This is a genomic window from Citrobacter sp. Cpo030 (genome assembly GCF_030333005.1).
GTDB lineage: Bacteria > Pseudomonadota > Gammaproteobacteria > Enterobacterales > Enterobacteriaceae > Citrobacter > Citrobacter portucalensis.
Genome location: NZ_JAOWGT010000072.1, coordinates 172694 through 196898, shown reverse-complemented (window position 1 = coordinate 196898; position 24205 = coordinate 172694). Strand labels below are relative to the sequence as shown.

Here is a 24205-nt window from a genome sequence, read left to right as displayed (position 1 = left end):
CACATTCAGCAGGCGCGTATCCTCGCAGATCTGTGCCCGTGATGCGACAATTTAATAGGTTCTTCATCCGGCGGCGGATCCGGCATTGGCTGCGGACGAGGAATGGGGTCGGGAATGGGAACCGGGTCAGTCGGTAGCGAATCAGTGTGCGACGTTGCAATCAGACAGGTCATATACCCCTCCAGTCATTCAGGTTGACTCTTTTAGGGTAGACGCTGATTTCCTGCAGGCAAAAAAAAGCCGACTAATCTAAGTCGGCGTCGTACGAATCAATTGTGCTATGCAGTAATTCAAAAAAGGAAGTAAGACAATATGGAGCGCAACGCCCATCGCTTGACGTTGCATTCACCTGCGAGAGAGATATTGCCCCGAATAGGTAGATGGTTTATTGACTTCGCTCAAAAATCAGGACGTTTTCATGCGCAAAAGCCACTAAAAAACGTTGTTGTTACAACCATTTACTACGATGCAACCATAAAGTAACACCACCAATCAGGACCACTAACAGAATACAAAAGAGTGAGAAACCAAACTGCCAACCACCGCCGGGGATACCGCCGAGGTTGACGCCGAAAAGCCCGGTTAAAAATGTGCTGGGAAGAAAAACCATTGCCATCAATGACATTGTATACGTTCGGCGAGCCAGAGACTCCTGCATCACCTGCGCAATTTCATCCGCCATAATACCGGTCCGGGCAATACAGGCGTCTATTTCATCCAGCCCTCTCCCCAGCCTGTCAGCGATATCCTGCATCCGTCTCCGATGGTCGTCGGTCATCCAGGGTAAACGTTCACTCGCCAGACGCGCATAAACATCTCTCTGAGGAGCCATATAACGTCGCATTACAATCAACTGTTTGCGCAGCAATGCCAGGAAGCCGCGTGGGGGAATTTGTTGATCGAGCAAGTTATCTTCCAGATCGATAATTTTGTCGTGCAGTTGTTCGATAAATTCGCTGGCATGGTCGGTTAGCGCATCACAAACATCCACCAGCCAACTGCCACAATCAGCCGGTCCCGTTCCTTCCTGGAGATCGCTGACCACATCATCCAGCGCCAGCACTTTGCGCTGGCGGGTTGAGACAATCAGACGTTCATCCATATATAAACGCATCGCCACCAGTTGGTCAGGTCGCTCATCGGTGCTGCCGTTGATACAGCGCAGTGTAATCAACGTACCTTCCCCGACTCTGCTGACGCGTGGACGCGTACTTTCGCCTGCCAGCGCATCACGCACATTATTGGGAAGTAAAGGCGTTGTCGCCAGCCATTGCGCGCTTTCAGGATGGGTATAATTAAGATGTAGCCAACAGGGATGCTGACTGTCGATAACATCGTTATCTTCCAAGGGTTTCACCCCACCCCGGCCATCCAACAGCCAGGCAAACACGGCATCCGGCACATTAACATCCGTTCCCTTAATGGCTTCCACAGCGCCTCCACAATCATTCAGCTTTTTTCGTTAGTCTAGCCGTCAGAATATGTTAAGCAATATCTCATTGTCCCATTGTGCTGAAATGATTCATAAAAGTATCAGGTAATACAAAAAGCGCCGACGAATGCGACGCTTGCATCTAGATGGCCTGTTAAGCCCGCTGCCATCTCTCTGACTCAAGAGTGTTACTTAAGCGAAATTTATGCGTTCGCGACTGGAGATCAATCACCTGGTTTTTCAGGATACCTGAGGAATCAGAAAGCTCATCAACCATAATGGCATTACTTTGGGTTACATTCTCCAGTTCGGCCAGTGCATGAGTAATTCTGATAATTCCTTTCTCCTGCTCCTGTGTAGTGGTTAATATCTCGCCCATCAATTGGTTTAATTGACCGGCACCACCGACAATGTCATGCATATTTTTTTCTGCTTCACGGACAATAGCTGCACCTTGCTGAACATTTTGATGGGTTTGGGCAATCAGTTGCTTAATATTCTTAGCAGCATCTGCACTACGGTGTGCAAGCATTCTTACCTCACCGGCCACCACGGAAAAACCTTTGCCATGTTCACCGGCCCTCGCCGCTTCCACGGCAGCATTCAATGCCAGAATATTTGTCTGGAATGCGATACCATCGATCAGCGTAATAATTTCCGTCATCTGCTGGGCACATTCGGTGATTGATCGCATATTTGTTGCAACCTGCACCATTAATTCTCCACCCTGAATGGCGCATTGCGTGGCAACTGTTGCCTGGACGCTGGCGATTTGCGTGTTGTCAGCATTATTTCGCGTATTAACGGCTATTTCATCCATATTAGCAGCTGTTTGCATCAATGCTCCGGATTGTTGTTCCGTTTTCACTGAAAGCGCAGCGCTGCGTTCCGCAAGCTGTTCAGAGAGCGCCATCGCCGTTTGCGAGGATGTTCTGATCTCATTAACGAGTGTTGAAATATTACTCGATAAACTATTGATGCCCGGTATTAGTCTACCCGCACAATTATTACCAAACTCTGGAATACTGATCGCCAGATTCCCAGATGTCACTTCTTCAATGCTTCTTTTAACCGTATTGATCGGCATGACCAGATATTTCGTCATGTACCACCACAAGCATAATATAGAAATAACGCTTACCGCATTTGTACCAATTATAATTTCCGGAGTGGCCGAAAAAATCAATTCAACAATATTGAGAGCAACTGCCGTAATCAGCAGAAATAAAATAATAAAGGTTCTGACGCTAATATCATTTAACATTTTAGGCCTGTTCACAAAGAAATTACGTAGATATTATTTTTTATAGCACCTGCAATGCAGAATGCCATTGCTCTGCGACGAAAGCTGTACTTTCAATGAGAGTCTGCAGCCCTTTTACTTAAGGCGATAAATTACACCTTTTATTTCTATTAGTTCAGTATTTTATCCCATCAAGTTACTGTGATGACGCCAGGCATCAGATTATTGTGATGACAAGCACATAGAGAGCATAAAACGCACAGAACTATAAATTTGGTGAATGTTTATATAAGTAATGGTTCGTTATTTTCACTATCGCCCTGCTCCCTCTAATACCTGTGTAAAAACACAAGAACATTCCTGGTTTTATCATGTTAACTGGACAAAACCTGCTAGATTTATTACCACGGCCTTTTTTCGATAGGTAGTATGATGTTGAACGTGTCATGGGACCCTGTATTGATTGGGATTTCCTTTGTGGTCGCGTTTATTGCCTCTTTTATTGCTCTCGATAGTGCAGGCAAGGTGGCGATATCCAACCGACGAGAATCTACCTTCTGGCGGTTGTCTGGCGGGGCTACGCTAGGGATGGGTATTTGGTCGATGCATTTTATCGGTATGCTGGCCATGAAAATGAGTATGCCGATCAATTACCATTTTTCGCTCACGGCATTTTCTTTCTTTATTGCGCTCATTTCTGCAACTCTCGCCATTAATATCGCCATTTCCGGTAATACGCTTTCAACAAAACGATTAGTCGTTGCCACGGGAATATTAAGCGCCGGTGTCGTCACCATGCACTACGTTGGCATGTATGCCATCATTGAGCATGTTGCCATCCTATGGAGTCATTCGCTGATACTGCTCTCAGTAATGATTGCCATCGTTGCATCTGGTGTGGGTTTGTGGCTGGCTTTTCATTTGCGCCAAAATACCCGTCGCGCCCTGATCAACCGGCTTGTCGCCGCCCTTATTATGGCGCTGGCGATTGCCTCTATGCATTACACCGGGATGGGAGCGGCAACGTTCACCCATTTTGGACACACTGCACACGATGGACTCAGCTCGCTGGAACTCTCTGTCTGGGTCTGCGCCGTCACGCTGGTTATTTTGGGTATCATGTTGGTGGTGTCGATGGTGGATTCGCAACTGCGTACCTCCCGACTGGCTGACAACCTACATCAACTTAACTGCCAGCTTGAGCATCAGGTCCACTTCGATGCACTGACCGGACTTGCCAATCGCACACAAATAGATGCCTGCTTACAGGCCTGTCTGCAACATTCCAAACTGCATCAGCATCAATTTGCTCTGGTATTCATCGACCTCGATCGCTTCAAAGTCGTTAACGATACCTGGGGACATCACATCGGCGATCAGTTGCTGATCGCCAGTACGCAGCGAATCTACAGCTGCCTTGATGACACCATGACGCTGGCGAGGCTGGGGGGAGATGAGTTTATTCTTCTGGTTCCTGACTGTAATAAAGAGGCTATCACCGCTCTGCTGACCCGGATTGCGGCTGCGATTGGCGATCCTTTCACGCTGTTTGGGTATACCATTCGGGTTTCGTTAAGTGCGGGAAGCAGTATTTATCCTGAACATGGTTCCACATTGCATGAGTTAAAAGTAAAGGCTGATATGGCGATGTATCATGTCAAACAGGCTGGCAGAAACGGTTGGGCTATTTATAGCCCGGAAATGGAAGCTATCGCCGATACACCGCCGACATTTTTACAGGAACTGTCACAAGCACTGGAACACGATCAATTTGAGCTTTGGTACCAACCCAAATACACCGCCGGAGATCATTCCCTGACCGGTTTTGAAGCGTTATTACGCTGGCATCACCCGGAACGCGGCATGCTGTTACCCGCAGAGTTTCTGCCTGCGCTGGAAGAAACAGGTCTTATCATTCCGGTCGGGAAATGGGTTATCCAGCAGGCATGCCAGCAGTTACATCAATGGAAGTTACAGGGCCATGCGGAATGGACCCTCGCCGTTAATCTTTCCCCTTCCCAGTTTGAACAACATGATATCGTTGATGTGGTTTGCAGCGCCCTTGCACAATATCAACTATCACCTGCATATCTCACGCTGGAACTGACTGAAAGTACAGCGCTTAAAAATTTAAAACGTAGCGCTGAAGTCTTGAATGCATTTTCAGCTTTAGGGATCACCGTTTCTATTGATGATTTCGGTACCGGTTATTCAAATATATTGATGTTAAAGTCTCTTCCGGCACGGGAATTAAAAATTGACAGAGTATTTGTTAAAGATATCAACGAGAACAGCAAAAATACAAAGATTGTGTCTACTATTATTGACATAGCCCACTCCATGAATATGCAAGTGGTGGCTGAAGGAATAGAGACCCAGGAGCAGGAAATACTCCTGACCCAGATGGGATGTGGCGTGCTGCAAGGTTTCTTGTTTGCAAAACCGTTGCCTGCGCATCAGATCCATGAATTGATTCCAACGGAAAGCAACATTAAGCAACAGCGAATCGTACAGTCTTTATCTCCTCAACAATCAATAACATTATGAGACTGTAATATAAAAAAACAGATGCCATTAAACGGGCAACACAGCAGATAAAGATAACGGGATTATCGATGAGCACAACCGAGCTGCATTCACTGGATTTATTAACCCTGCCGGTGTGGATTGTTTCGCCGCATACCGAAGAACTGGTGTTCGCAAATACCGTTGCACGGGAACTGATGCAGGCCCCCTGCTTTTCTCTACTCCGCAAGGGTATATTTTCAACTCATGCCCAGAATGATTTAACCATGTATCTCAGCGATTTGAGAAATCATCACGATATTGTGGAAATCCTTACGGTTTGCCGCGAAGGTGAAGCCGTCGCAATGGCATGTCGCCTGTCCATCCGCTCTCTGCCGGAATCAGGTGACGTCATTCTTTTCGAAGGCATTGAAACACCGACTTCGCAAGGTCTGAAAGCGAGCCGTTCAGCGAATTATCAGCGAAAAAAACAGGGATTTTACGCGCGTTTTTTCCAGACCAACTCGGCACCAATGTTGCTTATCGATCCGTCCCGTGATGGGCTGATCGTCGATGCAAATCTCAGCGCGCTAAATTTTTATGGCTATAGCCATGATACGATGTGCCAGAAACATACATGGGAAATCAATACACTAGGCCGTCATATACTCCCGGTGATGCATGAAATCGCCCATCTTCCCGGTGGCCATAAACCTTTGCATTTTGTGCATAAACTGGCAGACGGCACCTCCCGTCACGTACAAACCTACGCCGGGCCAATCGAAATCTACGGTAATAAGCTCATGTTGTGCATTATTCATGATATTACCGAGCAAAAGCGGCTGGAACAGGAGCTTGAGCGTGCGGCCCTGCGTGACGCCTTAACGGGATTGCTTAACCGCCGACATTTTTATCAGGTAACCGAGCCGGAACAGACCCACGCGATGTCACTGACACAGGATTACAGCCTGCTGTTGATCGACACCGATCGCTTTAAAAGCATTAACGATCTTTTTGGTCATTTAAAAGGTGATGAGGTACTTTGCGCTCTGACACGCACACTGGAATCTTGTGCGAGAAAGGACGATCTGATTTTTCGCTGGGGAGGTGAAGAATTTGTGCTGCTACTGCCGCGAACCTCGTTGGACACTGCCCTCAATCTCGCAGAAGTGATACGGGCGACGGTGGCCAAAGTGACTCTCCCTGGCCTTCCCCGCTTTACCGTCAGCATTGGCGTAGCTCGGCACGAAACAAATGAAAGCATCGATGAGTTATTCAAACGCGTTGACGACGCGTTGTACAAAGCCAAGAACGAAGGCAGGAACAGAGTGCTGGCCGCCTGATGTTTACGTCGTTCAGCGACTACGTTTAGCGTGACGCTCCCAGTTGTCTTGTTTTGCTTGTGCGGTTTTACGCAATGCCACATAACATGCCCCGCTGCCGCCGTGATGTGGCAGTGCGGCGCAGTATGCTTGCACATCGTCAAATTCCGTCAACCAGCGCGCCACGTAGCTGCGAACAATATTGGCATGGGAGTTATCGTCACGTCCCTTGCCGTGTATCACCAACACGTTACGCAACCCTTCCTGCTGAGCCTGCAGAATAAAGCTAAAGAGCATCTGGCGACATGTTTCAACAGGTTGGCGAATAAGATTGAGACTCGCCTGCTGCGGGTATTTTCCGTTTCGCAGCTTGTCGGTCACGCCGTTCTGTAACCCTTCGCGACGAAACTCGAGCGGCACATTCAACGGGACAATATCGAGAAATCCCGTCGAGAGAAAATTATCCAGTTGAAGCGTATCGACACGCGCCGGAGTGCGAAGATTGCGCATAGGCTGCCAGTGTACATCGGCATGGTTTTTCAGCGGTTGAACATCCCCCATAGCGTCAAGAAACAGCGATGCATCATCAAGGTTCATGTTTCATCCTCCAGCATATTGCGACGAGCATTATCATAACCGCGCACTATTATACCGACAACTATACCGGTAACGGTTTACGGTTATTTCCAATAATTAGCCGGATCCACCGCGCTGAATCGATCTACTCACGACAAGTTGATATCCGTTTTTAGGGGTATAGCTGCGACGGTCACTGGCGTGATAATGTGTAGCCTCGCTTGAATGCTGTAATGAGAGAAACGGATGCTTAACTTACTGGAAGACACCATAGACACGCCGCTGGGCCCGCTGTGGGTTATTTGTGATGAGCAATTTCGCCTGCGCGCAGTGGAATGGGATCAGCACAGCGATCGCATGGAACAATTGCTTGATATTCATTACCGTACAGAAGGTTATCAGCGCATTACCGCCAACAATCCAGGTGGATTAAGCGACAAACTCTCTGAGTATTTTGCCGGAAACCTCAGCATCATTGACTCGCTGGAAACGGCAACCGCTGGGACGCCTTTCCAGCGTGAAGTTTGGCAAGCATTACGCACTATCCCCTGCGGGCAGGTCATGCATTATGGTCAGTTGGCCGAACAGTTGGGACGCCCCGGCGCTGCAAGAGCCGTCGGCGCAGCTAATGGCTCCAATCCAGTAAGCATTGTGGTTCCCTGTCATCGCGTCATTGGACGTAACGGCACCATGACCGGATATGCCGGCGGCGTACAACGAAAAGAGTGGTTATTGCGCCACGAAGGTTATTTGCTACTCTAGATTCCAGGCAATTAATGCCTTATTCATCACACTTCCGCATAATGCGACCCCAAATTAAGTGTGGTTAATCAAGCAGATACAAACATTTGCTCCAGTTATGCCTGAATTATTCTCTATTGGGAGTAGCTCAGGCTTACGTGCTCACCAAAAAGATGTTAAAATTGACAAATATCAATTACGGCTTGAGCAGACCTATGATCCCGGAAAAGCGAATTATACGGCGCATTCAGTCTGGCGGTTGTGCTATCCATTGCCAGGATTGCAGCATCAGCCAGCTTTGCATCCCGTTCACACTTAACGAGCATGAGCTTGACCAGCTCGATAACATCATCGAGCGCAAAAAGCCTATCCAAAAAGGGCAGACGCTCTTTAAAGCAGGTGATGAGCTTAAATCACTCTATGCTATCCGCTCCGGAACGATAAAAAGCTATACCATTACCGAACAAGGCGATGAGCAAATTACCGGTTTCCATCTGGCGGGTGACCTGGTAGGTTTTGACGCCATTGGCAGCGGCCATCACCCGAGCTTTGCTCAGGCGTTGGAAACCTCAATGGTATGCGAAATTCCTTTCGAAACCCTTGATGACCTGTCCGGTAAGATGCCGAACCTGCGTCAGCAGATGATGCGTCTGATGAGTGGCGAAATCAAAGGCGATCAGGATATGATCCTGTTGCTGTCGAAGAAAAACGCTGAAGAGCGCCTGGCGGCCTTTATCTACAATCTGTCTCGTCGCTTCGCCCAGCGTGGGTTCTCGCCTCGTGAATTCCGCCTGACCATGACCCGTGGCGACATCGGTAACTACCTCGGTCTGACGGTTGAAACCATCAGCCGCCTGCTGGGTCGTTTCCAGAAAAGCGGCATGCTGGCGGTGAAAGGCAAATATATCACTATTGAGAACAGCGACGCGCTGGCAGTTCTTGCCGGCCACACGCGTAACGTTGCGTAATCTTTCCGCAAGCCTCTCAGTTATCCTTCTGTCAAATCGCTAAATTTTCCCGATTTATTGATCTGGCAGGAGGTTATTCCCTGTTTCAATCTTCATTATTGGGTTACTCTTTTAGTTACAAACTGCGATGACAGTTGTAAGGAGACCCTGTATGGCTATGTATAAAAATATGCTGGTCGTCATCGACCCTAACCAGGACGATCAACCAGCATTACGGCGAGCTGTTTATTTGCATCAACGGATTGGTGGCAAAATTAAAGCCTTTTTGCCGATCTATGACTTTTCCTATGAGATGACTACCCTGCTGTCGCCTGATGAGCGTACGGCAATGCGTCAGGGGGTCATCAGCCAGCGAACTGCATGGATACGTGAACAAGCGAAATACTACATCGAAGCAGGGATCCCTCTGGAGATTAAAGTGGTCTGGCATAACCGACCCTTTGAAGCCATCATCCAGGAAGTCATCAGTGCCAGGCATGATCTGGTCCTCAAGATGGCGCACCAACACGACCGCCTCGAAGCCGTAATATTTACGCCAACCGACTGGCATTTATTGCGTAAATGTCCAAGTCCGGTATGGATGGTGAAAGACCAGCCATGGCCTGAAGGGGGTAAAGCACTGGTTGCCGTAAACCTCGCCAGTGAAGAGGCTTATCACAACGCGCTCAATGAAAAACTGGTCAAGGAGACGCTACAGCTTGCAGAACAGGTTAACCATACCGAAGTACATCTGGTAGGCGCCTACCCTGTCACACCAATCAATATCGCGATTGAACTGCCTGAATTTGATCCCAGCGTTTATAACGACGCAATTCGTGGACAGCACCTGCTGGCCATGAAGGCGCTACGCCAGAAATTCAGTATTGATGAGAAAGTGACGCACGTTGAAAAAGGCTTACCTGAAGAGGTCATTCCTGATTTAGCCGAGCACTTGCAGGCGGGTATTGTGGTATTGGGGACCGTCGGACGTACCGGTATTTCTGCTGCGTTTCTTGGTAATACCGCGGAACAGGTTATCGATCATCTACGCTGTGACCTGCTGGTCATCAAGCCGGATGAATATCAGACACCAGTTGAACTGGACGACGAAGAAGACGATTAACCACACAATGAAATGCCGGATGGCGATATCATCCGGCATTTTAAACGCCTAGTGTTGCTCCTCACCGCCGAGGAAATAGATACCAAGCGGGATAGCCAACAGAATCGTAAACACCATGCTGTAGACACAAATCATTGCAGATTGAATGGCGTACATTGAAGCGGTCCAGTCGGATAGCGGAATGTCATACTGTTCAATAACGCCACCGATCGTCGCTCGCGTCACGACCGACGCTGCGATAATAAACACTCCAAGCAGGCACAACAGAAACTTCCGTCCCTTCGCTGTTTTCAGCTTAGCCATGATCATAGTACTGTCCTTTTGCAGATGAAAACCTTGTTACTTTGCGCTAACAATACCATGACATCAACTGACTGTCTGCTACATAAACCGCATACAGGGTTGACGTCAGCGTTATTTCGCTGAAAATAGCGCTGATTGCATTATTTATCTCTCCTTTTGATTAATGATCTGACCTCCTTAACTGGGTAAAATATCTGGGGATTAGGATGTCAGATGATATTTAGCTAACACGGAGTTGCCAGGAAGAATCATGATCGCTGAACTGTTTATGAATAATGCGTTTAATTTGACGGTAATTCTTAGCTGCTGTGCCGCGCTGGTCCTGATGAGCGTCTGGTATCATCGTGGAGAGCGTCGCTGCAAAGGATTCATATTTCATGCCGCACAATTTTTTGTCTATGCCATTATCATTGGGACGTTTGGCAGCATTGCTAATAACGTTATCGAAAGTTACAGCCTGAAATTTATCTCCCCCAGCGTGGTCGACTTTATCTGCACCTCGTTGATAGCGTTGATCCTGACCATCAAACTTTTTCTGGTGATTAATCAGTTTGAAAAGACGCAGATTAATAAAGGCAGAGATATCACCAGCGCGAGGATCCTGTCGCGTATCATCAAGATTACCATCGTGGTTGCCATCATTTTACTGTATGGCGAACACTTCGGTATGAGCTTATCCGGCCTGTTAACCTTTGGCGGTATTGGCGGTATCGCAGTGGGTATGGCGGGGAAAGATATTCTGAGCAACTTTTTCTCAGGCATTATGCTCTATTTCGACAGACCGTTTAGCATAGGCGATTGGATCCGCTCCCCGGACCGCAATATTGAAGGCACGGTAGCAGAAATTGGCTGGCGAATGACTAAAATAAACACCTTCGACCATCGTCCGTTGTATGTGCCAAACTCGATTTTCCCCTCCATCAGCGTAGAAAACCCAGGGCGCATGACCAACCGGCGAATTAAAACGGTGATCGGGTTACGATATGAGGATGCCGATAAAGTCGGTGCCGTTGTCGAGTCGGTTAGAGAAATGCTGCAAAGCCATCCAGGAATAGACCAGAAACAAACTCTGTTGGTCTATTTTAATGAATTTGCCGATTCATCGTTGAACATCATGGTGTATTGCTTCACGAAAACCACCGTCTGGAAGGAATGGCTCGCGGTACAGCAAGACGTTTATTTAAAGATTATCACGATAGTCCAGGCAAACGGCGCCGACTTTGCGTTCCCCAGCCAGACGCTGTATATGGATAATCCTGAAACATCGCCATCGACACACTAACAAAAGAAAAGACGCGGAAATCCGCGTCTTTTTTGTACTTATTTCAATGAGGCAATATCAATTACAAAGCGGTATTTCACATCGCTTTTCAACATCCGCTGCCAGGCACGATTAATATCCTGAATATCGATCACCTCGACATCGGCGGTAATACCATGCTGACCGCAAAAATCCATCATCTCCTGCGTTTCGGCAATACCGCCGATAACTGAACCCGCCACAGACCTACGCCCAAGGATCAGGGGAACCGTATTCAGCAACGGATCCAACGCACCAAGATAACCAACCAACACCAGCGTACCGCTTAGCGCCAGGGTTGGGATATAAGGGTTCAGGTCATGAACGTAGGGCACAGTATCGATAATCAGATCAAACTGATTCGCTGTCGCTTTCATCTGTTCACTGTCAGTGGAAAGCACAACGTGACTGGCCCCCAAACGTCTGGCATCAGCTTCTTTGCCCGGTGAACGCGTAAACAGCGTAACTTCCGCTCCCAGCGCATTTGCAAGTTTGATTGCCATATGCCCGAGTCCACCCAGACCGACAACCGCGACTTTACTGCCCTCGCCTACCTGCCAGTGGCGCAGAGGCGACCATGTTGTGATCCCGGCGCAAAGCAGCGGCGCCGCACCGCGTAAATCGATCCCTTCAGGGACCTTCACCACAAACTTTTCGGTAACGACAATTTTGTCAGAATAGCCGCCGAAAGTGGGCAGACCGTCATGACGGTCGATATCGTTATACGTTAGCGTGTTACCTTCTTCGCAATACTGCTCTAGCCCCTGCTCGCAGGCGCTACAGTGTTGGCACGAATCAACCATGCAGCCGACCCCTGCGAGATCGCCCACTTTGAATTTTGTTACCGACTTACCAACATGCACCACGCGGCCAATGATCTCATGCCCTGGTACCATCGGATATTTAGCACCGCCCCAATCGTTGTAGGCGTTGTGAATATCCGAGTGGCATACACCGCTGTATAAAATATCGATAACCACATCATCTTCACGCGGATCGCGACGAACAAAATTATGGGGGACTAAATCTTCTTTCACCGCCAGAGCAGCATAACCCTTCACATTCATGACCATTGAGATCTCCTCAGGGATTAGGTGTTACCAGAACCAGCATAGTTCAGGGCAGCAGGTTGTACTCAGCATCGCTAACCGGTTCCAGCCATTCGTTCGACGCGCCAGGGGCCGGGATTTCCACGGCGATATGAGCAAACCAACTATCACGCGCAGCACCGTGCCAGTGTTTCATTCCCGCCGGAATGTGCACGACATCACCGGTTTTCAGCTCACGTGCCGGTTTATTCCACTCCTGATACCAACCTCTGCCACCGGTCACCAGCAATATCTGTCCGCCCTTATGATGAACATGCCAGAAGTTACGACAACCCGGTTCAAATGCGACATTGCCAATTACCACGCCTTCCATGGAGAGCATGGTCAGATAGCTGTCGCCAGTGAAATACTTCGCATACGCTTCATTTTTCTCTCCACGCGGAAAGACGCTGTTGCCATCAAATTGTTGATTCATAATCTCCACGCTGGCGCTGGGCGCGGTATTCAGTTGATTTTGCATTTCGACTCTCCAAAACGGTGGCGACATGTGCCACCGGATGCTGAAAACAGTAAAATTATAGAGACTCTACGTGCCGGTGATTAGAGGGAGAAAAAAGGACAAACTTATGAATCGTGCTCATTAATACTGCGGGTACAATTTATCGGCTGGAGAACGCGTGAAGCCTTACGCTACGATTTCAATCAAGTTACCGTCAGGATCATGTATTACCGCTTCGTAATAGCCATCACCTGTGGTGCGCGGGCCAGAGACTAATATCCCTTGTTCTTTTGCACGCTTCGCCATGGCATCAACATTTTCACTACTGCCAACTGAAATGGCGAGATGCACCCATCCGCAACGATTATTGTCAGGTTGCTGCCCGACAAGACCCGGTTTGGTCATTAACTCAATCGCAATATCCTCGCCAATTTTGACAAAATAAGATTCAAACCCAGGGTTGGTTCTACTAAAGTATTTTTCGTTGATCTTACCGTCAAAAAACGAGACCCAGAAGTGAGCTTGCTGCTCGAGATCCTGTGTCCATAACGCCATATGCGCAATCTTCATAGCAAACCTCTTCCCGTTGTATCCAGAATAGTACGACCCCTATATGGGATGTTGACATCGTTAATCATAATGCACGATCATGCACTTTATTGCTCGATGTTTATTTTACCTGGAGTATTCATGCTCGATTACGCCGCATTCCCGGAACAGCGCCAGGCGCTTATCTATCAGATCCTGCAAGAAAACGGCAGGGTCATTTGTTCTGAACTCGCAAACCGATTAGGCGTTTCTGAACATACAATTCGCCGTGACTTGCATGAATTGAGCAAAGATGGCGTGTGTAAAAAAGTTTATGGTGGCGCGGTCATTACACTCCCTGAATCCGAAGACATCGACGTGCGCAAGAGTATTAATGTAGCCAAAAAGAGCAACATCGCGCAGAGATGTGCCAGGCTGGTCAATTCTGGAAGCTGTATTTTTATCGACACGGGTAGTACCAATCTGGCAATGGCAGAAGCTCTGCCCGCCGAACTGGCGTTAACCGTGGTGACAAATTCGCCGGAGATTGCCGCCGTTTTGCTAAAAAAACCGCTGTTTGAAGTCATTATGCTGGGTGGCGTGGTGCAGAGATCTTCAGGTGGGTGCGTGGGAGCTTCCGCCATCGCACAAGTGCAGGACATTTTATTCGATCAGGGATTTATTGGCGGCTGCGCGATGTCGCCTGAATCCGGCTTAACGGGATTTGATTATGCGGATTGTGAGTTCAAAAAAGCGGTGATAAAACAATGTAATGAAACCATCGTCGCGCTAACGGCTGAAAAAATCCCAGCCGTCGCCCGATATGTCGTGACCGAAAGCAGCAATATCGATGTGATTGTTGTAGAGGACAACATCAGCAAAGAGTACGCCACAGCGTTCCAGGCACATGACATTCGAATTTATACCGTCTAACCGCGGTAGGCTCACTGAAAATTTACTGTGCTAAACGTCGCTCCTGGCGTCAGCGCGGTGATCGCTGACAGATAATCCAGACGGATTTTTTGCTGATTTTCAGATTGCTCCACTACCAGAAATTCTTCTTTTTCCACTGTGGTACACGTCGTCAGCGCTTTAGCATCAAAACATGTGCCATCTGTTAGTTCAATGTGCAACCAATAGTGGTACATGCAGGCGATTTCCAGATAATCATGAAGATCGCAATCTATCGGGTGATACTCTTCGGTCGTTTTCATCACGCTACCGTCCCCCAACAACTTGTATATCCGGGAAATCGCCAATGCAACTTCCCGAACGATCCAGCTATTTCAGCGCTTCAATGGGAGCACCGAAATTAATATGCAGCACATTGCCTTCAATCACCAGCGCTGGCACAGATTTCACGCCAGCCACTTCAGCCTCAGCAACTCGATCAGGTTGCTCTCCCAGATGAACCACATCTATTTCAACATCGGGGGACAAGTGTTGCAGAAGTGTCTGTTCTGCGGAAACACAAACCGGGCAACCTGCATGATAGAAACGAGCTTTAGTCATGATACATCTCCTTTAATTTATAGTATCGAATCGATACTATAAATTATGCTACGCTGCTTTTATTCTTTGTCAATATAGTTTTTAATCGATACTATATGCCGAGGAGGATTTGTTATGCCCGACATGTCACTTTTCGACGTACTTGACCGGCTTTCCAGCCTGACAAGGATGTGGTTTCGCCAGCATCCTTTACTGGCGGATCTCCAGCCAGTGCAACTTAGCGCGTTAATGTATCTGGCCCGTTGCAACCGATATTCCAATACGCCGCTTGGCGTGACAGACTACCTTGGTCTCACCAAAGGTACCGTATCGCAATCGCTGAAGCTGTTGGAAAACAAAGGGTTGATTGTTCGCAAGCCGGATGACCGTGATAAACGTAGCGTCCATCTACACTTAAGTGAGGCGGCAAATACCTTACTGGAAGCCCTGCTGCCCCCCACGTTTTTAGTGGAAGGTGAATCGGCAATGGGTGAACGGGCGAGTGTTCTCAGGGAGCTGCTGTTAGAACTGTTACGCGGGATCCAGAGAACCAACAATGTGCCTGGCTTTGGTCTTTGCCATAGCTGTCGATTCCACCAAAAAATTGATGGTAAGGGATTTTGTAATCTGACGAAGGAGTCGTTGAATGAAGAGGATTCGCTGCTGATTTGTCGGGAGCATCAGCCGCCGGAAACATAAAATGGCTGATGCAAAATCACACCAGCCATTATCTCTGTTAGTGCTTAACGATATACATTGTGCGGCTGTATGCGACATCTTCAGGGTTAGTAATCGGATACCCTTTCAGCCACGGTTTAATTAAACGCCCGTTGGTATACTGATAAATCGGCGCAATAGGTGCCTGTTCCATCAGAATTTTCTCCGCGGCGTTATAATCGGCATTGCGCGCTTTCTCTGTATTCTCCAGAGTTGCCTGGGTCAACACTTTGTCGTACGCCGGATCATTAAAGCGGGAGATATTGCCCGTATGGGTCGATGTTAATAGCGACAAGAACGTAGAAGGCTCATTGTAGTCACCCACCCACGAGGCGCGGATCACATCAAAATTACCGGTATTACGGCTGTCGATATACGTTTTCCATTCCTGGTTCTGCAGTTTTACGTCAACACCGAGGTTCTTCTTCCACATAGAAGCCACAGCGATAGCAATCTTCTGATGATTTTCTGAGGTGTTGTACAGCAGCGTCAGTTTAAGCGGTTTCTGCGGGCCATAGCCCGCCGCGCGCAGCAGCGTTTTCGCCTGCGCGTTCAGCTCTTCCTGACTCATTTGCTCAAACGGTGAAGGTTCCGGCACAAATCCTGCCGTTACATCCGGCGTAAAATGCCATGCTGGTTTCTCACCGGTACCCAAAACTTTCTCCGCCATCAGACGACGATCGATAGTCATGCTGAGCGCCAGGCGCACGCGTGAGTCGGCAGTCGGTCCCTTCTGGGTATTGAAGGCATAATAATAAGTACCAAGCTGCGGCGGGGTGTAAACCTGACCCGGGATATCCTTCAACAGTTTCTGGTACATATTTTTCGGGAAGGACTCGGTAATATCAATATCACCAGCAAGATAGCGCTTGGTCGCAGCTGATTCCTGGTTGATCGGCAGGAAGGTGACTTTTTGCAGCACTGTTTTGGCGTTGTCCCAATAATGCGTGTTCGGCACCACTTCCAGTTTTTCGTTTACGACGCGATCTTTGAGCACATAGGCGCCGTTACCAATCAGATTGCCTGGTTTGGTCCACTCTTTGCCGCTCTCAACGTTGGCTTTTTGTACCGGATAGAATGCAAAACTCGCCGTCAGATTGGCAAACCAGGGCAGCGGTTTATCCAGTTGAACTTTCAATGTCCGTGCATCGACAGCACTAACGCCAAGTTTATCAGGTGTGGCTTTGCCATCGATAATAGCCTGAGCATTATTAATACCCGCCAGCGCAGCAAACCAGGCAAACGGCGACAGCGTTTTTGGATCAACCAGACGCTGCCAGCTATAGACAAAATCCTGCGCCGTTACTGGCGTACCATCCGCCCATCGCGCATTGTCGCGCAGCGTAAACGTCCAGATGCGGTTATCGTTACTCTTCCACTGGGTAGCGACGCCAGGCACGATCTCACCCTTCTCATTCTGGTTGACCAGCCCTTCAAATAGATCACGAATCACCTGTATTTCAGGCAGCCCAACGGCTTTTGCCGGATCAAGCGACGCCGGTTCGTCTTTTATATGACGCACCAGTTCTTGTTTCTCTGCCAGTACCGTTCCGCTGGGAACATCAGCAGCCCAGGATAAAGAAAAGCTGCTAACTAACAACGCACAACAGGTTACTGAAACAGAATGCTGCATAAGGTACCCTCAATTCCGGCTACTAAGTGAATGTGTAATTATTTGTATCGCCAGCAGGAAATGCAATTAACTTCCGACAAGAAAGTGATATTACACCTGAAAAGATAAGTGTGTGAAAACGATTTGATTATCCGTACATTTTGCACAACACTGCGAGTAACAATCCAAGCATTCAGAGATGACTATGACCGTTACCCGTCCCCGTGCCGAGCGCGGCGCATTCCCACCTGGAACCGAACATTACGGACGCTCCTTGTTAGGCGCACCGCTAATCTGGTTTCCTGCACTGGCAGCCGATCGTGAAAGCGGCCTGATACTGGCGGGAACGCACGGCGACGAAAACTCCTCGGTCGTTACCCTTTCCTGCGCATTGCGTACGCTTAACCCTTCCCTGCGTCGCCACCATGTGGTGCTGGCCGTAAACCCTGACGGTTGCCAGCTTGGGCTGCGCGCAAATGCGAACGGCGTCGATCTGAACCGTAATTTTCCCGCCGCAAAATGGAGAGCGGGCGAAACGGTGTATCGCTGGAACAGTAGTGCAGAAGAGCGTGATGTGGTGTTGTTGACCGGCGAAAGTCCGGGTTCGGAACCAGAAACCCAGGCGTTGTGTCAGCTTATTCACCGAATTCATCCCGCCTGGGTAGTCTCTTTCCACGATCCACTGGCCTGTATTGAAGATCCCAGAAGCAGCGAGCTGGGTTCGTGGCTGGCACAGTCGTTTGAATTGCCTCTGGTCACCAGCGTAGGTTATGAAACGCCCGGCTCTTTTGGGAGCTGGTGCGCAGACCTGAATTTACACTGCATAACCGCCGAATTTCCGCCCATTTCATCGGATGAAGCGAGCGAAAAATACCTGGTGGCCATGTCCAATCTGCTGCGCTGGCACCCTAGAGATGGAGCTGCCCGGTCGTAAAATGCAGGGCTGGCTCCGCATCGCTGGCCAGCCAGGTCGGGCCATCAAGATCGGCAAAGTTAACCTGCGGCGTAAGCGGCAACGCCGCACCGATCGCCCGGGAGGTACACAGCATGCAGCCCAGCATCAGCGCAAATCCCTGCTCGCGGGCTTCCGTTGCCAGCGCCAGTGCTTCCGTCAGACCGCCTGTTTTGTCCAGTTTGATATTGACCATTTCATAGCGTCCGTGCAGCGCTTTCAGGCTACTGCGAGTGTGGCAACTTTCATCTGCGCAGATGGGCAGCGGATGCACAAAATTCTCCAGCGCGGCATCATCCTGAGCCGGCAGCGGCTGCTCCAGCATCGCCACCCCTAAATCAGCCAACAGCTGACAGCGTGCCGCAAGGCCTTCTGCCCGCCAGGATTCATTGGCGTCGACAATAATCGTGGCGTCAGGAACAGCCGCACGAATGGCAACCATCCGCTCACTAATCAAGCGAGCATCCAGTTTAACTTTCAGCAGTCTCGCACCATTTCCCCACAGCGCAGCCGCGCTCGCGGCCATTTGTTCCGGCGAGCCAATCACCACGGTTTGCGCCGTCGTCACCACTTCCGCCAGTTCACTTCCCACCAATTCCGCCAGCGACGTCTGCTGTTGACGCGCACTCAGATCCCACAACGCACAATCTACGGCATTTCGCGCAGCCCCTGCTGGCAGCAGCTTTTGCAGCTCTTCACGCGTCAGTCCGTTTTCCAGTTGTGGCGCAATGCTCATAATTTGCGCCAGGACAGAGGCATCGCTTTCACCGTAGCGCGGGTACGGTGTGCACTCGCCAATACCTGTGACGCCATTTTCTGTCAATTCGACGACAACCACATGCGCTTCGGTCCTGCTCCCGCGGGCTATGACAAAGGGAGTGTGCAGCGGCCAGGCTTCCTCATATACCTTAACTGTTCTCATTTGTTTTCCTTAATGCAGTCCCTGAAGCGGATATCCGCAAATAGCGTTTGCCGTGTTAACTGTTGATGGCATAAACTAGCCTCGACGTTAACTATATGTAAACAGGAAGATAACCATGTCACAAACCGTTCATTTCCAGGGCAACCCGGTTGCAGTTGCCGGCTCCATTCCTCAGGCTGGAAGCAAAGCTCAGGCTTTTACCCTTGTGGCTAAAGACCTGTCTGACGTTACGCTGGGCCAGTTTGCAGGCAAGCGCAAAGTGCTGAATATTTTCCCAAGCATCGATACTGGCGTTTGCGCGGCATCGGTACGTAAGTTTAACCAACTGGCGACAGAAATCGACAATACCGTCGTACTGTGTATTTCGGCCGACCTGCCATTCGCCCACTCTCGTTTTTGCGGCGCGGAAGGTCTGAGCAACGTTATCACGCTGTCCACCCTGCGCAACGCAGAATTCCTGAAAAACTACGGTGTTGAAATCGCTGAAGGCCCGCTGAAAGGTCTGGCCGCACGTGCCGTAGTTGTTATCGATGAAAATGACAACGTCGTCTTCAGCCAACTGGTCAATGAAATCACCAACGAACCAGACTACACAGCGGCGCTGGACGTACTGAAAGCGTAAGCTGCGTTTGCATACAAAAATGCCTCCACATGGAGGCATTTTCATTTACGGCATTACTCTTCGCTTTTTTTCTGTTGGCTCAGGCCGTACTCGCGCAATTTATTGGCAATCGCGGTATGCGAAACGCCGAGGCGCTTGGCCAGCTTGCGCGTGCTGGGATAATTCATATACAGCTGCGTCAGCACGGAGCGTTCAAAGCGGCTGGTAATTTCATCCAGCGACCCTTCCATTACCTCTTCTCCGACCGCAACCGTTGCCGCATCATAATCCGGCAGCAAAATATCCTGTGGCCGCAGTTCATAGCCTTCAAGCTGGGTCAGCGCCCGGTAGATAGCATTTTTAAGCTGACGCACGTTGCCCGGCCAACCGTAACGGGTTAACACCGTGCTGAGATCGGCGGACAGCTTCGGACGCGGCACGCCCTGCTCATCGGCAAAACGCGCCACGAACAGTTCGGTGAGCGGCATAATATCTTGTGGGCAATCGCGCAGCGGCGGCAGGTTTAACGTCAGTACATTCAGACGATAATAGAGGTCTTCACGGAAAAGTCCTTTCTGCACCAGCTCCACAAGGTTCTTTTGCGTGGCGCAAATCACACGGACATCAACATGAACTTCGTGATCTTCTCCCACGCGACGGAACGTACCGTCATTGAGAAAACGCAGCAATTTGGTCTGCATACGCGGCGACATTTCGCCAATTTCATCTAACAGAACCGAACCGCCATTCGCCTGCTCAAAGAACCCTTTTTTACCTTCCGGCGCATGGCCAAACAGCTCGCTTTCAACCGCATCTTCAGGGATTGACGCACAGTTCAGCGCCAGATACGGTTTCGACGCACGCGGGCTTGCCAGATGGCAGGCATGAGCAAAGAGATCTTTGCCGGTGCCGGTATTACCAGTAATCAGTAGCGGCGCGCTCAGCGTCGCCAGCTTGCGCGCTTGTTCTACGACGTGTTTCATTTTGGTGCTGACGGCAATAATCTGGCTAAACGCACTGAGATCCTGCGTTGTCATATTTTGCAGCTGACGTCCCATTCGGATGGTGGAGCGCAACATCACCACCGCGCCGGTCAACATCTGCTCCTGATTTTCGCCCTGCAAATGGACGGGCGTAATTTCCATCAGGAAATTCTGCCCGTTAATCACGACATGTTCGCTATGGGAATCCTGCGGATTGCTTTCCAGCCAGCGCTGGAAGTTAAACCCATTGATTAACTGGGCTGCGGTATGGTTGCGCATCCGCTCCTGGGTGTGCGCAAAAAGTTGACAGCTCGCAGGGTTCGCCATCTCAACTTTGCTTTTCATATCAAGAGAAAGAACCGGCTCTGGCAACGCTTCAAGCAGCGCACTTAGTGCCAGATGTTCACGTTCGGAAGGCATCCATGGCACGGTACGCACATCCGTAACCCCTGAAATACGGCGAATTTCAGCCATCAGGCTGCTGAAGTTGGTGAACTCCAGCTCCGCAAAATTAAGGTAAATCCGCCCGATGGGGTCAATTTCGATGCCGCGTAAATCAATGCTTCTCAGCACCAGTAAATCGAGCAATTCGCGGGTCAGACCAAGACGGTCTTCACAAAAGACTTCCAAACGCATAGGAACCTTCATCAGGACAAGGGATTATGTAGTAAATGATAAGACAGTATTTGGTTCGCAGGAAGAACTCTGTCAACAAATATTGACAGCGCGCTGGAAAATTGGGCGCCGGGGCGTAAAGTTATACGATCGGCGCCTGTTTTTTAGCTAACTTTCGCGCGGAGATTTGTTTTTTTGTAAGGTCTCTTTCACCTGACCAATCAGTTGACGGCGAAAATCGCCCAGTCGTGGCTTATCATCATCGATCCACGGCAGCGGTCGGCAAAGTTCCATAGCTTTAATGCCCAGACGCGCCGTTAACAACCCCGCGCCAATGCCCTGTGCGGCACGCGTTGATAAGCGGGCGGCTAAATCCTGCGACATCCAGTCCATCCCTACTTCCCGCACCAACTCACTGGCCCCGGCAAAAGCGATATTCAGCAGCACCAGGCGGAACAGACGCAGACGGCTGTAATAACCAAGTTCAATGCCATACAGCGATGCAATGCGATTAATCAGCCGTAGATTTCGCCAGGCGATAAACGCCATATCCACCAGCGCCAATGGGCTGACGGCAATCATCAGCGTGGACTCTGCCGCAGAACGGCTAATCTCACGCCGGGCTTGCGCATCCAGTACCGGCTGCACAAGATGGGCATACAGACTGACCACCTCGCGATCGTTCTGCGTTTCATGAATTGAGGCATACCAACGCTGCAATGCTGGATGCGACTGATCGATACCCGCCTGCTGCGCCAGTTTTTCACAAAATGCACGACCTTTTCCGGTGCCATGGCTGTGGAGCAAGTCTCGCGCTTCATCACGTTCGTGCGCGCGCTGACGCAATCGCCACAATCTGCGCCACTCGGTCGCCACCGATCCGACACCTGCACCGATAATCAATGCGCCTGCGGCACATCCTCCCAGCGCGACCCAGTCCTGAGTCTGCCAGGCGTTCATGGTCCACTGCACACCCTGAGCAACAACGCTCACGCCAAACAGCGCCAGCCCGCCCATCACCATCTTGCGCCACAGACTGCGTTTGGGGCGTAAGGCCGCATCAATGACGGCCTCCGCCTGACCTTCGTCTTCCAGGGGTTCATCCACTTTCGCCGGAGAAAAAGTCTGCGCCTCCGTTTCGTTGAACATTTGTTGTGCTTTAAACGCCGTGTTTTGTTCCACGTCCAGCGGACCTGAGAAATCGATACGCGGTTTTAACGGCTCGCTCATCGCAATTTATCTCCTATTAAAAACTCCAGCGCGGCATCGAGGCGGATATGTGGTAAGGGTTTATCGACATCCATAACCTGCGGGCGAAACGCCTCAAACTGAAAGCCCTGGCTGTCCCAAAATGCCTGCCCAGGTAAACGCGCGGGCACTTCCCCCGGATAGACTGTCAGCGGTTCGCCATCGCTCAGACGATTACCACGCAACGCCGGGATCTTTTCACCTTTCACATCGATCAAGCCGCTGGTGGTTGCCTGCACAGATGCCAGCCCCAGACAATCCATGCTGATACCTTCGAACGCAGCGTTTTGCCATGCGTCCTGGATCAGCTGCTGCAATAACGACACCATATTGGCGTGCTGATCCACCGTGACGTGGTCGGCTTTGGTGGCGGCAAACAGCAGCTTGTCGATCACTGGAGAAAATAGCCGACGAAACAGCGTACGCTGCCCGTAATGGAAGCTTTGCATCAACTGAGTAAGCGCCAGGCGCATGTCGTTGAACGCCTGTGGCCCGCTGTTGAGCGGCTGCAGGCAATCGACCAGCACAATCTGGCGATCAAAGCGCAGGAAGTGATTCTTATAAAACCCTTTGACGACCTTTTCGCAGTAATAATTGAATCTTTCGCGCAACATGCCCGCGTTGGTGTGTTTGTCAGCCTGCGCCAGCTTTGATTCCCCCCAGGCATCGACATCCGGCCACGGGAAGAATTGCAGCGCAGGCGCGCCCGCCATATCCCCGGGCAGGACAAAACGGCCCGGTTGAATAAAATGTAGGCCCTGCTGTTTACACTGATGCAGATACTCCGTCCAGGCGGCAGCAATTTCCGCCAGACGGTTTTCATCAGCAGGCGCCAACGGATCCAGCCCCTGGCATAACTGCCGCCATTTTGCCGACCATTCGCCCCGCTGCCCCTGCAATAATCCGGTCATTTGCCGCGACCAGCTCAGATAATCCTGGGCAAGCATCGGTAAATCGAGCAGCCACTCCCCCGGATAATCGACGATCTCCAGGTACAGCGTGGAGGTGTCTTTAAAGTGGCGCAGTAAAGAGTCATTGGATTTATAGCGTAGCGCCAGACGTATTTCACTCACGCCGCGCGTAGGGGTCGGCCAGGTCGGCGGAGAGCCGTACAGCTGAGCCAGTCCCTCATCATAGGTAAAGCGCGGAATGCCAAAATCGCGTTGAGGAACCCGTTTCACGCCGAGCAAACGCTCTTCGCGCACGCAGCTGAGCAACGGCAGACGTGCACCGGCATGAATATTGAGTAACTGATTTACCATCGCGGTGATAAACGCCGTCTTACCGCTGCGGCTAAGTCCGGTGACAGCCAGGCGTAAATGCCGGTCTACGCCGCGATTAACCAGCGAATTGAGTTCATTTTTAAGTCGCTTCATCGCCATCCCGTTTTGCTGAAGGAACCGAAGAAATTATAACAAACAGGAAGTAAAGATAGGGGTCAATTCTTACTTATCAACTACCTGGGCAGTTCCTGGCGGCATTATTCTTACCGCCAG

25 protein-coding genes are annotated in these 24205 nt (G+C 50.0%); 10 read left to right on the top strand and 15 right to left on the bottom strand.

Going from position 1 to position 24205, the window contains the following annotated elements:
• Positions 1-5: 5 nt before the first annotated feature.
• The 3 genes from ynaL to OGY37_RS18345 form a co-directional block, all read right to left on the bottom strand.
• Positions 6-173 (bottom strand): proline-rich small protein YnaL, encoded by a 168-nt coding sequence (gene ynaL, locus OGY37_RS18355; RefSeq protein WP_003833213.1) that lies wholly within the window; start codon positions 171-173, stop codon positions 6-8.
• 275 nt (positions 174-448) lie between these two features.
• Positions 449-1432: a zinc transporter ZntB gene (zntB, locus tag OGY37_RS18350; RefSeq protein WP_032943570.1), complete on the bottom strand. Its 984-nt coding sequence runs from the start codon at positions 1430-1432 to the stop codon at positions 449-451.
• Positions 1433-1586: 154 nt separating this feature from the next.
• On the bottom strand, positions 1587-2696 hold the full coding sequence (locus tag OGY37_RS18345) for a methyl-accepting chemotaxis protein (protein WP_126317932.1): 1110 nt from the start codon (positions 2694-2696) through the stop codon (positions 1587-1589).
• A 411-nt stretch (positions 2697-3107) separates the two neighbouring features.
• Between OGY37_RS18345 and OGY37_RS18340 the strand changes: the two genes are divergently transcribed.
• Both OGY37_RS18340 and OGY37_RS18335 read left to right on the top strand, forming a co-directional pair.
• Positions 3108-5222, top strand: coding sequence for a putative bifunctional diguanylate cyclase/phosphodiesterase (locus OGY37_RS18340; RefSeq protein ID WP_126319805.1), 2115 nt, complete (start codon positions 3108-3110; stop codon positions 5220-5222).
• Positions 5223-5290: 68 nt separating this feature from the next.
• Positions 5291-6523 carry a GGDEF domain-containing protein gene (locus OGY37_RS18335; RefSeq protein WP_286621471.1) on the top strand — a complete coding sequence of 411 codons (1233 nt, stop codon included), beginning with the start codon at positions 5291-5293 and terminating at the stop codon, positions 6521-6523.
• A 12-nt stretch (positions 6524-6535) separates the two neighbouring features.
• On the opposite strand, the gene smrA is transcribed toward OGY37_RS18335, so the two are convergent.
• The gene (smrA, locus tag OGY37_RS18330; protein ID WP_003833225.1) at positions 6536-7099 is read right to left on the bottom strand and encodes a DNA endonuclease SmrA; all 564 of its coding nucleotides are present in this window, start codon (positions 7097-7099) and stop codon (positions 6536-6538) included.
• A 225-nt stretch (positions 7100-7324) separates the two neighbouring features.
• On the opposite strand from smrA, the gene ogt reads away from it, so the two are divergent.
• The 3 genes from ogt (at position 7325) to uspE (ending at position 9889) form a co-directional block, all read left to right on the top strand.
• Positions 7325-7840 carry a methylated-DNA--[protein]-cysteine S-methyltransferase gene (gene ogt / locus OGY37_RS18325; protein ID WP_003833227.1) on the top strand — a complete coding sequence of 172 codons (516 nt, stop codon included), beginning with the start codon at positions 7325-7327 and terminating at the stop codon, positions 7838-7840.
• Positions 7841-8034: 194 nt separating this feature from the next.
• Positions 8035-8787 carry a fumarate/nitrate reduction transcriptional regulator Fnr gene (fnr, locus tag OGY37_RS18320; protein WP_003020397.1) on the top strand — a complete coding sequence of 251 codons (753 nt, stop codon included), beginning with the start codon at positions 8035-8037 and terminating at the stop codon, positions 8785-8787.
• 151 nt (positions 8788-8938) lie between these two features.
• Positions 8939-9889: a universal stress protein UspE gene (gene uspE, locus OGY37_RS18315; RefSeq protein WP_003833229.1), complete on the top strand. Its 951-nt coding sequence runs from the start codon at positions 8939-8941 to the stop codon at positions 9887-9889.
• 48 nt (positions 9890-9937) lie between these two features.
• On the opposite strand, the gene OGY37_RS18310 is transcribed toward uspE, so the two are convergent.
• Positions 9938-10198 carry a DUF2534 family protein gene (locus OGY37_RS18310; RefSeq protein WP_003020403.1) on the bottom strand — a complete coding sequence of 87 codons (261 nt, stop codon included), beginning with the start codon at positions 10196-10198 and terminating at the stop codon, positions 9938-9940.
• Positions 10199-10442: 244 nt separating this feature from the next.
• Between OGY37_RS18310 and OGY37_RS18305 the strand changes: the two genes are divergently transcribed.
• The gene (locus tag OGY37_RS18305) at positions 10443-11474 is read left to right on the top strand and encodes a mechanosensitive ion channel family protein (protein WP_286621470.1); all 1032 of its coding nucleotides are present in this window, start codon (positions 10443-10445) and stop codon (positions 11472-11474) included.
• A 38-nt stretch (positions 11475-11512) separates the two neighbouring features.
• On the opposite strand, the gene OGY37_RS18300 is transcribed toward OGY37_RS18305, so the two are convergent.
• The 3 genes from OGY37_RS18300 to OGY37_RS18290 form a co-directional block, all read right to left on the bottom strand.
• On the bottom strand, positions 11513-12565 hold the full coding sequence (locus OGY37_RS18300) for an NAD(P)-dependent alcohol dehydrogenase (protein ID WP_126957483.1): 1053 nt from the start codon (positions 12563-12565) through the stop codon (positions 11513-11515).
• Between the two features lie 43 nt (positions 12566-12608).
• Positions 12609-13016: a cupin domain-containing protein gene (locus tag OGY37_RS18295; RefSeq protein WP_187392931.1), complete on the bottom strand. Its 408-nt coding sequence runs from the start codon at positions 13014-13016 to the stop codon at positions 12609-12611.
• Between the two features lie 210 nt (positions 13017-13226).
• Positions 13227-13610, bottom strand: coding sequence for a VOC family protein (locus OGY37_RS18290; RefSeq protein WP_148361922.1), 384 nt, complete (start codon positions 13608-13610; stop codon positions 13227-13229).
• A gap of 120 nt (positions 13611-13730) precedes the next feature.
• Here OGY37_RS18290 and OGY37_RS18285 point away from each other — a divergent pair, with 120 nt between their 5' ends.
• A complete protein-coding gene (locus tag OGY37_RS18285; RefSeq protein ID WP_191219923.1) occupies positions 13731-14501 on the top strand; it encodes a DeoR/GlpR family DNA-binding transcription regulator in 771 nt (256 codons plus the stop codon).
• Between the two features lie 11 nt (positions 14502-14512).
• Here OGY37_RS18285 and OGY37_RS18280 read toward each other — a convergent pair whose 3' ends face one another.
• Positions 14513-14782, bottom strand: coding sequence for a Rho-binding antiterminator (locus OGY37_RS18280; RefSeq protein WP_148362670.1), 270 nt, complete (start codon positions 14780-14782; stop codon positions 14513-14515).
• 67 nt (positions 14783-14849) lie between these two features.
• Entirely contained in the window at positions 14850-15080 is a 231-nt protein-coding gene (locus OGY37_RS18275; protein WP_148361920.1) for a glutaredoxin domain-containing protein, read from the bottom strand.
• Positions 15081-15194: 114 nt separating this feature from the next.
• Between OGY37_RS18275 and OGY37_RS18270 the strand changes: the two genes are divergently transcribed.
• Entirely contained in the window at positions 15195-15758 is a 564-nt protein-coding gene (locus OGY37_RS18270; RefSeq protein WP_126317913.1) for a MarR family winged helix-turn-helix transcriptional regulator, read from the top strand.
• A 37-nt stretch (positions 15759-15795) separates the two neighbouring features.
• On the opposite strand, the gene mppA is transcribed toward OGY37_RS18270, so the two are convergent.
• Positions 15796-17409: a murein tripeptide ABC transporter substrate-binding protein MppA gene (mppA, locus tag OGY37_RS18265; RefSeq protein WP_286621468.1), complete on the bottom strand. Its 1614-nt coding sequence runs from the start codon at positions 17407-17409 to the stop codon at positions 15796-15798.
• Between the two features lie 184 nt (positions 17410-17593).
• Between mppA and mpaA the strand changes: the two genes are divergently transcribed.
• On the top strand, positions 17594-18322 hold the full coding sequence (gene mpaA, locus OGY37_RS18260; RefSeq protein WP_286621466.1) for a murein tripeptide amidase MpaA: 729 nt from the start codon (positions 17594-17596) through the stop codon (positions 18320-18322).
• Here the strand turns inward: mpaA and ycjG are convergent.
• On the bottom strand, positions 18297-19262 hold the full coding sequence (gene ycjG / locus OGY37_RS18255; RefSeq protein WP_126317911.1) for an L-Ala-D/L-Glu epimerase: 966 nt from the start codon (positions 19260-19262) through the stop codon (positions 18297-18299). The two genes, mpaA and ycjG, sit on opposite strands and share 26 nt — an antisense overlap.
• A gap of 115 nt (positions 19263-19377) precedes the next feature.
• Here ycjG and tpx point away from each other — a divergent pair, with 115 nt between their 5' ends.
• A complete protein-coding gene (gene tpx / locus OGY37_RS18250; RefSeq protein ID WP_003020437.1) occupies positions 19378-19884 on the top strand; it encodes a thiol peroxidase in 507 nt (168 codons plus the stop codon).
• 53 nt (positions 19885-19937) lie between these two features.
• Here tpx and tyrR read toward each other — a convergent pair whose 3' ends face one another.
• From tyrR to OGY37_RS18235, 3 genes are all read right to left on the bottom strand, one after another.
• Positions 19938-21482: a transcriptional regulator TyrR gene (gene tyrR / locus OGY37_RS18245; RefSeq protein ID WP_003833259.1), complete on the bottom strand. Its 1545-nt coding sequence runs from the start codon at positions 21480-21482 to the stop codon at positions 19938-19940.
• A gap of 147 nt (positions 21483-21629) precedes the next feature.
• Complete coding sequence (locus tag OGY37_RS18240; protein ID WP_032943592.1) at positions 21630-22691, bottom strand: YcjF family protein; 1062 nt, start codon at positions 22689-22691, stop codon at positions 21630-21632.
• Entirely contained in the window at positions 22688-24085 is a 1398-nt protein-coding gene (locus tag OGY37_RS18235) for a YcjX family GTP-binding protein (protein ID WP_003833262.1), read from the bottom strand. The genes OGY37_RS18240 and OGY37_RS18235 overlap by 4 nt, the downstream gene beginning before the upstream one ends.
• Positions 24086-24205 lie beyond the last annotated feature (120 nt).